This is a genomic window from Pseudomonas sp. (assembly GCF_040514055.1).
In the GTDB taxonomy this organism is placed as follows: Bacteria; Pseudomonadota; Gammaproteobacteria; order Pseudomonadales; family Pseudomonadaceae; genus Aquipseudomonas.
Genome location: NZ_JBEVDL010000024.1, coordinates 1 through 12,268, shown reverse-complemented (window position 1 = coordinate 12,268; position 12,268 = coordinate 1). Strand labels below are relative to the sequence as shown.

Sequence of the window (12,268 nt, the reverse complement as noted above, 5' to 3'; positions counted from 1 at the left end):
GTGCGTGCGGCTTGCCGATAAAAATTGAATTTGAGGCGTCGCGAGCGAAAACCAGGCAAGGCGAAATCAGGCGAGGGCGCGCAGTTTACGAGCCGTAAATGAGCAGCCCGAGCCTGATTTCAACGCAGCATGGTCGAGCGCAGCAGCGTCAAAACAATTTTTTAATTGTGGGCGTGCAGGGCCTCATTCAGCTCGATGGCCGACTTATGGCTCTTGCATTCCACCGCACCGCTCTGGGAGTTGCGGCGAAACAGCAAGTCTGGTTGGCCGGCCAGCTCACGGGCCTTGAGCACCTTGACCAGCTGGTTCTGATCGTCCAGCAGCGCCACCTTGGTGCCGGCGGTGAGGTAGAGCCCCGATTCGACGGTGTTGCGGTCGCCCAGGGGAATGCCGATGCCGGCGTTGGCGCCGATCAGGCAGCCTTCGCCGACCGAGATGATGATATTGCCGCCACCGGACAGGGTGCCCATGGTCGAGCAGCCGCCACCCAGGTCCGAGCCCTTGCCGACGAACACGCCGGCCGAGACGCGGCCTTCGATCATGCCCGGCCCGGCCGTGCCGGCGTTGAAGTTGATAAAACCTTCGTGCATGACCGTGGTGCCTTCGCCGACATAGGCGCCCAGGCGAATCCGCGCGCTGTCCGCCAGGCGCACGCCGCTCGGCACCACGTAGTCGGTCATCTTGGGGAACTTGTCCACCGAGAAGACTTCCAGCAGTTCGCCTTTGAGGCGCGCTTCCAGTTGCCGCTCGGCCAGCTCGGCGAGGTCGACGGCACCCTGGCTGGTCCAGGCGACGTTGGGCAACAGGGGGAAGATGCCGGTCAGGTTCTGCCCATGGGGCTTGACCAGGCGATGGGACAGCAGGTGCAGCTTGAGGTAGGCCTCGGGGGTGGAGGTCAGCGCGACGTCGTCGGCCAGCAGGGTGGCGACCAGCGGCTGATGGCTTTCGGCAAGCCGGGTCAGCAGCGCCGCCTGGGTGCTGTCGACGCCTTTCAGCGCTTCGGCCAGGGCGCCGGCCTGGGCGGTGCTGAAGGCGATGGCCTGGTTGCCGCCGCTGTAGTTCAGCTGGGCGGCGACCACGGCCACCAGTTCGGCGGCCGGCGCAAGCAATGGCTGGGCGTAAAAGACTTCCAGCCAGGCGCCCTGACGGTTCTGAGTGCCGACACCGAAGGCCAGGCTGTACAAGGTAGTGGACATGCAAATTCCTCGTGCGAAATCGAATCAGTCAAAAAATGGAAAGCAATACTTCAGCCGGGCCGGCGGCTCAGCAGCAGACCCAATCCGGCGGCGCCCAGCAGCGTGGCGCAGCCCCGGTTAAACAGTTGCCGGGCCCGCTGGCCCGCCAACAGACGACCCAGGTGCACGCCCGCCAGGGCATACAAACCGATCGCCAGCCATTCCAGCAGCAGGAACGCCACGCCCAGGGCAGCGAACTGAACGGCCACCGGGCGCTGCGGGTCGACGAACTGCGGCAGAAAAGCGGTGAAAATCAAAATGGCCTTGGGGTTGCCGGCGGCGACCCAGAACTCCTGGCGTGCCAGCTGGAACAGCGAGCGCCGTTGCCCGTCGCCGCCATCGAGGGCCTCGGGCGCGGCCCGCCACAGCTGCACGGCGAGCCAGAACAGGTACGCCGCGCCGAGCAGCTTGATCACCCAGAACAGCGTGGCCGACGCCTGCAGCACCAGGGCCAGGCCGGAGGCCGCCAAAGTCAGCATGCCGGCGAAGGCCAGCAGCCGACCCAGGCCGGCGGTACAGGCAGTGCGCAAGCCCTGGCGCGCGGCATTGTGCAGCGACAGCAGGTTGTTCGGTCCCGGCGCCATGTTCAAGGCGAAACAGGCCGGCAGGAACAGCGCCCAGGCGGCTATATCCATGCTCATGCCAGGGCCATGGCGTACAGGTCCGGTTTGAAGCCGACCAGCGTCCGTTCGCCCAGGTCCAGCACTGGCCGTTTGATCATCGACGGCTGGGCCAGCATCAGGGCGATGGCCTTGGCCTGGTCGAGGTCGGCTTTTTGCGCCTCGTCCAGTTTGCGGAAGGTGGTACCGGCGCGGTTGAGCAGGGTTTGCCAGCCGTGTTCGTTGCACCAGCGCTCGAGCTGCAGCGGGTCGGCGCCGAGGCTTTTGTAGTCATGGAAGTCGTAGGCCGCGCCATGCTCATCGAGCCAGGTACGGGCCTTTTTCATGGTGTCGCAGGCCTTGATGCCATAGAGGGTGTAAGTCATTGTTTTTCCTGGGCTGAACGGGGCTCCCCAAAACCTCCCCAATATATCGCCAAAACTGTTTCAACGATTATGCCACGTCGATCCCTTGGCTACGCCGTCTGTCGCGGTAACGTCTGCTGGGCATGGCGCGGCGGCGGCCGTGCCGCTGTCTGGTCTGACGCGCGCTGGCCATGCCCAGGGCACAGGGCGGCGCGCGCCGGTCAGTTAGGCCGTCAGGGGTTCTTTCAGTTGAGTGTGTCGCAGGCCTCCATACCCTTGAGCCGCAGCTGCGGGTCGGAAATGCGCATGACCCGCCGGATGCAGTCGTCGTAACTGCCGCCGGCTGTGCTCTCGCTCCTAAGGGGCGTAGACGCCTTCTCAGCGGCCGGTACCGGTGCCGCTAGCGGCGCCTGCACCGAGGTCGGTTGCGGATCCGCCTGGCGCTGTCCGGTGCCGTATTTCAGGCCACCGAGTGCCAGGCAATCCAGGGCGCCCGGGTCGCGCAAGCGCAGGGCCTGGCCCTGGCCAATGGGGCGAAGCAGGAAAATGCCGCGAAAGGCCCAGTCCTGTTCCATCACCAGGTTTTCCACGACATCCGCGCCCTTGTTGCGTGCCTCGTTGGCCATGGCGACACGAACCCCCTCGAAGTTGCCCGGCACCTGCCGGTTGCCCTTGAGCGTCCCGACCACCTGGTGCTCGAACTGCGCGGGCAGCACGCCCTTGAGCAGGCATACTGGGCCGTTATGGGCGCCCAGGCTTTTTGCATAACCCCGGCCGTCGATATTGAGGGTGTTGGCCTTGGTGCCGCAGCCTGCCAGCACGGCCATAGCAAGGGCCGCCAGCGCCCGTGTTCGAATCGTCATTGAACTGTCCTTGTGGTGGGCTTCTGGTCGTCGTGGGCGTTGCCCCGTTCAGTGCTGCTGGTCGGGTCCGGGCGCAGGTCGCGCCAGGGTCGTATCCAGGGGGTTGAGTCCCTCAGGTCGACAATGCCTCGACAAAGCTGCGAATCCGTTGCGCGGCCTCCACGCATTCGGCCAGCGGTGCCACCAGGGCCAGGCGGATGCGCCCGGCACCGGGGTTGAAGCCGTCGACCTCGCGGGACAGGTAGGAGCCCGGGACCACGGTCACGTGCTGCTCGGCGTACAGCCGGCGGGTGAACTCGGCATCGTCCAGCGGCGTCTTGGCCCAGAGGTAGAAGCCGCCGTCCGGGCGCTGCACGTCCAGTACCGGGCTGAGAATGGCCAGCACGGCGTCGAATTTTTCCCGGTACAGGGTGCGGTTGGCCCGCACATGGGCCTCGTCGTTCCAGGCCGCGACGCTGGCCAGCTGGGTTTGCACCGGCATCGCGCAGCCGTGGTAGGTGCGGTACAGCAGGAAGGGTTTGAGGATCTCGGCGTCGCCGGCGACGAACCCGGAGCGCAGGCCCGGCAGGTTGGAGCGCTTGGACAGGCTGTGGAACACCACGCAGCGCCTGAAATCGCGTCGGCCCAGGGCCACGCAGGCGCTGAGCAGGCCCGCCGGTGGTTGCTGTTCGTCGAAATACAGCTCGCTGTAGCACTCGTCGGCGGCGATCACAAAATCATACTGGTCAGCCAGGCCGATCAGTGTCTTCAGGGTGTCGAGCGGGATCAGCGCCCCGGTCGGGTTGCCTGGCGAACAGAGGAAGAGGATCTGGCAACGCTCCCAGGTTTCGGCCGAGACGGCGGCGAAGTCCGGGTTGAACCCGTTTTCCGCCAGGCACGGCAGGTAATGCGCCTGGGCCCCGGCCAGCAACGCCGCGCCTTCGTAGATCTGGTAGAAGGGGTTGGGGCTGATTACCAGGGCGTCGTCGCCACGGTTGACCACCGCCTGAGTAAAGGCGAACAGCGCCTCGCGGGTTCCGTTCACCGGTAATACATGGCGCACCGGATCCAGCCAGCCCTCCGGCACACCGAAGCGCCGCTCGCACCAGTGGGCAATGGCTTCGCGCAGCACCGGCAGGCCCAGGGTGCTGGGGTAGACCGCCAACTGATCGAGGTGGGCGGTCAGTGCCTCGCCGACGAAGGGCGGCGAAGGGTGTTTCGGTTCGCCGATCGACAGGGCGATCGCAGTCTTGGCCGGCGTCGGCTGGACACTGGCCAGCAGCGCGCGGAGTTTCTCGAAGGGGTAGGGCTGCAGCTGCTGCAAAGCGTGATTCATTGCGTTCTCTTCAAGGCTGGGGCGGCGTCAGATGCTGAGCCGCGACAGTTCGATGCCCGGGCCCTGGGCCTCGGACAGCTGGGCGATAATGGCGTCCTGCAAGCGGGTGCAGAGGTCCGGATCCGACAGCGGCTGGTTGTTCGCGTCGGTCACGAAGAACACGTCCTCCACCCGTTCGCCGAGTGTGGCGATCTTGGCATTGAGCAGTGACAGGTCGAAATCCAGGAAGATCTTGCCGACCCGCGCCAGCAGGCCGGGGCGGTCCGGCGAGGTCAGCTCCAGCACGGTCACCGGGCGCTGCGCGTCGTTATGGATGGTGACCTGGGGCGCGAAGGCGAAGTGCTTGAGCTGGCGCGGTACCCGGCGCTGGATAATGGTCGGGTAGTCATCGGGGTTGATCAGCGCCTCGGTCAGCCCGCGGCGGATCTGCTGCACCCGTGCCGGGTTGTCGCCGATCGAGCCGCCGTCGTTGTCCAGCACCACGTAGGTGTCGAGGGTAAAACGGCTGGTCGAGGTGATGATGCGCGCGTCATGGATATTGAGGTTCAACTGGTCCATGGCGGCCACGGTCACCGCGAAGAAATCGTGCTGGTCCTGGGCGTAGATAAAAATCTGGGTGCCGCCCTCGAATTCGCGCTGGGTGGTTTCCTTGATCAGGATCAGCGGGCTGCCGTCGTTGGGGTGCTGCAGGATGGCGTCGCTGTGCCAGGCCACGTCGCCGGCGGTGTGGCGGAGGAAATAATCGTCGCCCAATTGCGACCAGAGGTGTTCGGCGTCGTCCGGGTCGGTACCGGCGCGCACCAGGATATCCAGGGCCGCGCTCTGGGTCTGGCGGATCTGTTCTTCGCGGTCCACCGGGTTTTCCAGGCCGCGGCGCAGGGCCCGCTTGGTCTCGGTATACAGCTGGCGCAGCAGGCTGGCGCGCCAGGAGTTCCACAGGCTGGGGTTGGTCGCGTTGATGTCGGCGACGGTCAGCACATAGAGGTAGTCCAGGCGGGTCTGGTCGCCGACCTGTTGGGCGAAATCGAAGATCACCTGGGGGTCGGACAGGTCCTTGCGCTGGGCGGTGGTGGACATCACCAGGTGGTTCTGCACCAGCCAGACGATCAGGCGGATGTCCCACAGCGGCAGTTGGTGACGCAGGCCAAAGGCTTCGGCATCCACCGCGCCGAGCTCGGAGTGATCGCCGCCGCGGCCCTTGCCGATGTCATGGTAAAGCCCGGCCAGGTAGATCAGCTCGGGCTTGGCCAGTTTGCCGACCAGCTTGCTGGCCAGCGGGAATTTTTCCGCAACCCCGGGTTTGCCCAGCTTGCGCAGGTGCTTGATGACATTCAGGGTATGCGCGTCGACCGTGAAGATATGGAACAGGTCGTGCTGCATCTGGCCGACGATAAGGCCGAACTCGGGCAGGTAGCGCCCCAGAATGCCGTAGCGGTTCATCCGTCGCAGGTTGCGGTGGATACCCTGCTCGGACTTGAACAGTTCGATAAACAGGCTGGTGTTGCGGATATCGTTGCGGAACTCGTCGTCGATCAGTTGGCGATGGTCGCGCAACAGGCGGATGGTGTCGGCGCGCACGCCTTCGATATCCGGGTGCTGGGCCATCAGCACGAAAATTTCCAGCAGGGCGAAGGGCGTGCGCTTGAACACGTTCGGGTGGGTGACCTCGATATAGCCATCGCGCAACTGGAAGCGGCTGTTCAGCGGCAGCGGCGGGCCGCTTTCGCCGGCGCGCAGGATGACTTCCTCGAAGTGCTGGACGATCAGGTCGCTCAACTCGGCGATGCCCATCACCACCCGGTAGTACTTCTGCATAAAACGTTCGATGGCGTGCTTGGCGTCGCTGTCGTCGAAGCCCAGCAGGCGGGCGATGCCCAGCTGGTAGTCGAACAGCAGGCGCTCCTCGGCGCGCCCCGCCAGCATGTGCAGGGCATAGCGGACCTTCCACAGGAAGGCCTGGGAGGAGGCGAGCAGCGCTTGTTCGCTCTCGATCAGGAAACCCTGGCCGATCATGGCGTGCAGGTTCAGCGTGCCGAAGTGCCGGCGCGCGACCCAGAGGATGGTCTGGATATCGCGCAGGCCACCGGGCGAGCCCTTGACGTTGGGCTCCAGGTTGTACTCGGTGTCGTTGTACTTGGCGTGGCGGCCCCGTTGTTCCTCGCGCTTGGCCAGGAAAAAATGCTTGCTCGGCCACATCTGCTCGCTGCTGGTGACGCTCAGCATGCGCTGGCGCAGGTGCTCTGGACCGGCGATGGTGCGGCTTTCCATCAGGTTGGTGATTACCGTCAGGTCGGCCCGCGCCTCGTCGGCGCATTCTTCCACCGAGCGCACGCTCTGGCCCACTTCCAGGCCGATGTCCCACAGCAGGGTGAGAAAACCCTCGATCGGTTGACGAAAGATCTCGTGGTCGGCGCTGTCGAGCAGGATCAGCAGGTCGATGTCCGAATAGGGGTGCAACTCGCCGCGGCCGTAACCGCCGACGGCCAGCAGGGCGATATCGGCGTCCTCGCTCCAGCTGAAGTGGGCCCAGGCTTCGCGCAGCAGCTGGTCGACGCACCAGGCGCGGTCCTCCACCAGGCGGCGGATATCCCGACCGGCCGCGAAGCGCCCATCGAGCACCTCGTGGGAACGGCGGATGGCCTTCTTGAAAGCCGCGATCGGGCTGGCCTTCAGCGCCAGTTCCGCCTGGAACTGGCCGCGGTCGAACAATTCGGGATCCACCTGCGGCATGTCACGGCTGTCCTTGTGTCAGAGCATGTTAAGCCGACGTGCGCGGCAGGGTGTCGTCGCTGCGCAGGGTAAAGATCTCATAACCGTCGGCGGTCACCAGGAGGGTGTGTTCCCATTGGGCCGAGAGTTTGCGGTCCTTGGTGATGGCGGTCCAGCCGTCGCCGAGCAGGCGGGTTTCCGCACGGCCCTGGTTGATCATCGGCTCGATGGTAAAGGTCATGCCTTCCTTGAGCTCCATGCCGGTGCCAGCGCGGCCGTAGTGCAGGACCTGCGGTTCTTCATGGAACACCTTGCCGATGCCATGGCCGCAGTACTCGCGGACCACGGAGAAGCCGTTCTTTTCGGCGTGTTTCTGGATCGCTTCGCCGATATCGCCCAGGCGGGTGCCGGGTTTGACCAACTGGATACCTTTATAGAGGCATTCCTGGGTGACCTGCGCCAGGCGTTCGGCCCACTCGGGGACCTTGCCGACCATAAACATCTTGCTGGTGTCGCCGTGGTAGCCGTCCTTGATCACGGTGACGTCGATATTCAGCACGTCGCCGTCCTTGAGCGGCTTCTCGTTGGGGATGCCGTGGCAGACCACGTGGTTGATCGAGGTGCAGATCGACTTGGGAAAGCCCTTGTAGTTGAGCGGTGCCGGGATCGCCTGCTGCACGTCGACGATATAGTCGTGGCAGATGCGGTCCAACTCGTCAGTGGTGACTCCCGCCTTGACGAACTCGCCGATCATCTCCAGCACCTCGGCCGCCAGGCGGCCGGCGATGCGCATTTTTTCGATTTCCTCGGGCGTCTTGATGGTGACGGTCATGCGAACTCTCTTCTTCGGCGCGCGTGGGCGCCAGGCGAAAACGGTTGAAGGCGCGATTCTAGCACTACCCCGGCCTTGGGCTGTAGGCGCCGGGGCGATCGCCCTGGCGCGGCGGTTCGGAGGCTGACGGTTTGAGCTGTAGCCCTGTTGTCGCTGTTGTGGTATAAAGTGCGCCGCTTTACGGGCAGTGCCGGTAAAGCTCAAACCCCACACACGTGTCGACACGATGACCTGGGTGCCGTCGGATGAATGTCCGGGGGTTGGTCATTGGGATACGTGGAGGCCTAACCCGACTTACTTTAAGGAACGTTACATGTCCCAAGTCAATATGCGCGATATGCTGAAGGCCGGTGTGCACTTCGGCCACCAGACCCGTTACTGGAACCCGAAAATGGGCAAGTACATTTTCGGCGCGCGCAACAAGATCCACATCATCAACCTGGAAAAAACCCTGCCGATGTTCAATGAAGCCCTGAGCTTCGTTGAGAAACTGGCATCGGGCAAGAACAAGATCCTGTTCGTCGGCACCAAGCGTTCCGCTGGCAAGATCGTTCGCGAAGAAGCCGCTCGTTGCGGTTCGCCGTTCGTCGATCACCGCTGGTTGGGCGGCATGCTGACCAACTACAAGACCATTCGTGCCTCGATCAAGCGCCTGCGTGAGCTTGAAATCCAGGCCGAAGACGGTACCTTCACCAAGCTGACCAAGAAAGAAGCGCTGATGCGCACCCGTGATCTGGAAAAACTGGATCGCAGCCTGGGTGGTATCAAGGACATGGGCGGCCTGCCGGACGCCCTGTTCGTGATCGACGTCGATCACGAGCGGATCGCCATCACCGAAGCCAACAAGCTGGGCATCCCGGTTATCGGCGTGGTTGACAGTAACAGCAGCCCGGACGGTGTGGACTACATCATCCCAGGTAACGACGACGCCATTCGTGCCATCCAGCTGTACATGGGTGCCATGGCCGACGCCGTGATCAAAGGCCGCAGCAACGCCAATGGCGGCACCGACGAGTTCGTCGAGCAAGCCCCGGCCGCTGAAGCCGCTGAAGGCTGAGTAAACAGACGCCTGGCGTCGCTCGGTGCGCAAAAAGGGGGCTAGGCCCCCTTTTTGCCACCTTAGAATTGATCGCCCGCTCCGGCGGGTGGAATGGTTAACAACCTATCCAAGAGGAATTTTCAAATGGCAGAGATTACTGCAGCGTTGGTCAAAGAACTGCGCGAGCGCACTGGCGAAGGCATGATGGATTGCAAGAAGGCGCTGACCAAGGCCGGCGGCGACATCGAAAAAGCCATCGACGACATGCGTGCTTCGGGCGCGATCAAAGCGGCCAAGAAAGCCGGTAACGTGGCTGCCGAAGGCGCCATCGCGATCAAACTGGCCGCCGATAACAAGTCTGCCGTGATCATGGAAGTCAACTCGCAGACCGACTTCCTGGCCCTGCAGGACGACTTCAAGAAGTTCGTCAGCGAGAGCATCGAGCAGGCGCTGGCCGAGAAACTGACCGACGCCGCCCCGCTAATCGCCGCGCGCGAAACCGCCCGTGTCGAGCTGGTGGCCAAGGTTGGTGAGAACGTCAATATCCGTCGCCTGACCCGCGTCGAAGGCGACGTGCTGGGTGCTTACCTGCACGGCAACAAGATCGGCGTGATCGTTTCCCTGAAGGGCGGCGACAGCGACTTGGCCCGCGACATCGCCATGCACGTGGCTGCCAGCAACCCTGAGTTCCTGCACACCTCGGAAGTCTCGGAAGAAGCCATCGCCCGTGAAAAGGCGGTGTTCATGAGCCTGAACGAAGAAAAAATGAAGGGCAAACCGGCCGAAATCATCGAGAAGATGGTCGGTGGGCGTATCCAGAAGTTCCTGGCCGAAGCCAGTCTGGTCGAGCAGCCGTTCGTCAAGGACCCCGACGTCACCGTCGGTGCCCTGGCCAAGAAAGCCGGTGCCGAGATCGTTTCCTTTATCCGCTACGGTGTAGGTGAAGGCATCGACAAGGGCGAAGTGGACTTCGCTGCCGAAGTGGCCGCTCAGCTCGCCGCCAGCAAGCAGTAAGACAGCCAGGCTGTCGCCCCGAAGAGGCTGCCCGCTTACGCGCGCGGCCTCTTTTTCAAACTAGGGCGGCACTTTGCTGTCGATTCAGGGGCTGGCCGGGCATGCCTGGCCGTTCCGGGTACCCTGAACGGGTGCCCAACGCTGTACCGCATTACCCCCGCAGGCCATCGAGGCCTGCGCAGTATTCAACACGCCGCAGGAGAGACTCGCAATGGCTCAGCAGGTGAGTGGTCGCCAACCTCGCTATAAACGCATTCTGCTCAAACTTAGCGGCGAAGCCCTGATGGGCGCGGAAGAGTTCGGCATCGACCCCAAGGTGCTCGATCGCATGGCCCTGGAAGTCGGCCAACTGGTCGGCATCGGCGTGCAGGTCGGCCTGGTCATCGGTGGCGGTAACCTGTTTCGCGGCGCGGCGCTCAGCGCGGCCGGCATGGATCGGGTCACGGGCGACCATATGGGCATGCTCGCCACGGTGATGAACGCCCTGGCCATGCGCGACGCCCTGGAGCGCTCGAATATTCCGGCGATCGTCATGTCGGCGATTTCCATGGTCGGCGTGACCGACCATTACGACCGGCGCAAGGGTGTCCGGCACCTGGCCTCGGGCGACGTGGTGATCTTCGCCGCCGGCACCGGCAATCCGTTTTTCACCACCGACTCGGCGGCCTGCCTGCGTGCCATCGAGATCGATGCGGACGTGGTGCTCAAGGCGACCAAGGTCGATGGGGTGTACACTGCCGACCCGTTCAAGGACCCCCATGCGGAAAAATTCGACCGGCTAACCTATGACGAGGTGCTGGACCGCAAGCTGGGTGTGATGGACCTGACGGCCATCTGCCTGTGCCGTGACCACAAGATGCCGTTGCGCGTATTTAATATGAACAAACCCGGTGCCCTGCTGAATATCGTGCTGGGTGGCGCCGAAGGAACCCTGATCGAGGAGGGCGAGCAATGATTAACGAGATCAAGAAGGACGCGCAGGAGCGCATGAAGAAAACCCTGGAGTCGCTGGCTCATGCGTTCAGTCGCATCCGCACCGGCCAGGCGCATCCGAGCATCCTGGGTGGCGTGATGGTGCCGTATTACGGCGCCGACACCCCGCTGAATCAGGTGGCCAGCGTGACCGTCAAGGATTCGCGCACCCTGCAGGTGGTGGCGTTCGAACGCAACATGTTGGCGGCAGTCGACAAGGCGATCCAGAGCTCCGGCCTGGGCTTCAATCCGACCAACCTGGGCGAGCTGCTGCTGATTTCCATGCCGGCCCTGACCGAGGAAACCCGCAAGGGCTTCACCAAGCAGGCCCGTGATGCGGCGGAAGACGGTCGCGTGGCGGTGCGCAATATCCGTCGCGACGCCCTCAGCCAGTTGAAGGATCTGGTCAAGGAAAAGGAAATCAGCGAAGACGAAGAGCGTCGCGCAACTGGCGAAATCGATGATCTGACCAAGAAGTACGTGGCTCAAATCGATGCGAACCTGGCGCAGAAAGAAAAAGACCTGATGGCCGTATAAGGGTCGCGTTTTCATGGAAAAGACCAAGCAGGTTGCGCCGTCCGCGGTGCCGCGCCATGTCGCGATCATCATGGATGGTAATAATCGCTGGGCGAAAAAGCGCTTTATGCCGGGTGTCGCCGGGCATAAAGCGGGGGTTGATGCAGTTCGTGCGGTGATCGAGGTGTGTGCCGAGGCCAAGGTCGAGGTATTGACCCTGTTTGCCTTCTCCAGCGAGAACTGGCAGCGCCCGGCCGATGAAGTCAGTGCCTTGATGGATCTTTTTTTCAAGGCGCTGCGTCGTGAGGCCAGGCGCCTGAACGACAACAACATCAGCCTGCGCATCATTGGTGACCGTTCGCGGTTCCACCCGGAACTCCAGGCCGCCATGCGTGAGGCTGAAGCCATGACGGCGGGGGCCAATCGCTTCGTCCTGCAGATCGCCGCCAACTACGGCGGTCAGTGGGACATCGCGCAAGCCGCGCAGCGTTTGGCGCGGGAAGTCCAGGCCGGCCATCTGCGCCCGGAGGACATCACCCCGGAACTCTTGCAAACCTGTCTGGCCACCGGCGACCTGCCGCTGCCGGACCTGTGCATTCGTACGGGTGGCGAACACCGCATCAGTAACTTCCTGCTGTGGCAACTGGCGTACGCCGAGTTGTACTTCTCCGACCTGTTCTGGCCGGACTTCAAACACGACGCCATGCGCACCGCGCTGGCCGATTTCGCTTCTCGCCAGCGTCGCTTCGGTAAAACGAGCGAGCAGGTCGAGGCTGGAGCCCGGGTTTAATGCTTAAACAACGAATCAT

General features: G+C 63.4%; 12 protein-coding genes. 5 read left to right on the top strand and 7 right to left on the bottom strand.

Going from position 1 to position 12,268, the window contains the following annotated elements; genetic code table 11:
- Positions 1 to 161 precede the first annotated feature (161 nt).
- From dapD to map, 7 genes are all read right to left on the bottom strand, one after another.
- Positions 162 to 1,196, bottom strand: coding sequence for a 2,3,4,5-tetrahydropyridine-2,6-dicarboxylate N-succinyltransferase (gene dapD / locus ABWY06_RS06070; protein ID WP_353924664.1), 1,035 nt, complete (start codon positions 1,194 to 1,196; stop codon positions 162 to 164).
- Between the two features lie 50 nt (positions 1,197 to 1,246).
- Positions 1,247 to 1,870 (bottom strand): LysE family translocator, encoded by a 624-nt coding sequence (locus ABWY06_RS06065; protein WP_353924678.1) that lies wholly within the window; start codon positions 1,868 to 1,870, stop codon positions 1,247 to 1,249.
- 2 nt (positions 1,871 to 1,872) lie between these two features.
- The gene (locus ABWY06_RS06060) at positions 1,873 to 2,220 is read right to left on the bottom strand and encodes an ArsC family reductase (protein WP_353924663.1); all 348 of its coding nucleotides are present in this window, start codon (positions 2,218 to 2,220) and stop codon (positions 1,873 to 1,875) included.
- A gap of 224 nt (positions 2,221 to 2,444) precedes the next feature.
- The gene (locus tag ABWY06_RS06055) at positions 2,445 to 3,062 is read right to left on the bottom strand and encodes a hypothetical protein (protein ID WP_353924662.1); all 618 of its coding nucleotides are present in this window, start codon (positions 3,060 to 3,062) and stop codon (positions 2,445 to 2,447) included.
- A gap of 112 nt (positions 3,063 to 3,174) precedes the next feature.
- Positions 3,175 to 4,377, bottom strand: coding sequence for a succinyldiaminopimelate transaminase (dapC, locus tag ABWY06_RS06050; RefSeq protein ID WP_353924661.1), 1,203 nt, complete (start codon positions 4,375 to 4,377; stop codon positions 3,175 to 3,177).
- 27 nt (positions 4,378 to 4,404) lie between these two features.
- On the bottom strand, positions 4,405 to 7,107 hold the full coding sequence (locus ABWY06_RS06045; RefSeq protein WP_353924660.1) for a [protein-PII] uridylyltransferase: 2,703 nt from the start codon (positions 7,105 to 7,107) through the stop codon (positions 4,405 to 4,407).
- Positions 7,108 to 7,135: 28 nt separating this feature from the next.
- Positions 7,136 to 7,918, bottom strand: a complete 783-nt coding sequence (gene map, locus ABWY06_RS06040) for a type I methionyl aminopeptidase (protein WP_353924659.1) — start codon at positions 7,916 to 7,918, stop codon at positions 7,136 to 7,138.
- Between the two features lie 313 nt (positions 7,919 to 8,231).
- Here map and rpsB point away from each other — a divergent pair, with 313 nt between their 5' ends.
- From rpsB to uppS, 5 genes are all read left to right on the top strand, one after another.
- Positions 8,232 to 8,975, top strand: coding sequence for a 30S ribosomal protein S2 (gene rpsB, locus ABWY06_RS06035; protein WP_353924658.1), 744 nt, complete (start codon positions 8,232 to 8,234; stop codon positions 8,973 to 8,975).
- Between the two features lie 126 nt (positions 8,976 to 9,101).
- Positions 9,102 to 9,971: a translation elongation factor Ts gene (gene tsf / locus ABWY06_RS06030; protein ID WP_353924657.1), complete on the top strand. Its 870-nt coding sequence runs from the start codon at positions 9,102 to 9,104 to the stop codon at positions 9,969 to 9,971.
- 211 nt (positions 9,972 to 10,182) lie between these two features.
- The gene (gene pyrH / locus ABWY06_RS06025) at positions 10,183 to 10,926 is read left to right on the top strand and encodes a UMP kinase (RefSeq protein WP_353924656.1); all 744 of its coding nucleotides are present in this window, start codon (positions 10,183 to 10,185) and stop codon (positions 10,924 to 10,926) included.
- The gene (gene frr, locus ABWY06_RS06020; RefSeq protein ID WP_353924655.1) at positions 10,923 to 11,480 is read left to right on the top strand and encodes a ribosome recycling factor; all 558 of its coding nucleotides are present in this window, start codon (positions 10,923 to 10,925) and stop codon (positions 11,478 to 11,480) included. Before pyrH ends, frr begins: the two co-directional genes overlap by 4 nt.
- 13 nt (positions 11,481 to 11,493) lie before the next feature.
- Entirely contained in the window at positions 11,494 to 12,249 is a 756-nt protein-coding gene (gene uppS, locus ABWY06_RS06015) for a polyprenyl diphosphate synthase (protein WP_353924654.1), read from the top strand.
- The last annotated feature ends 19 nt before the right edge of the window (positions 12,250 to 12,268 follow it).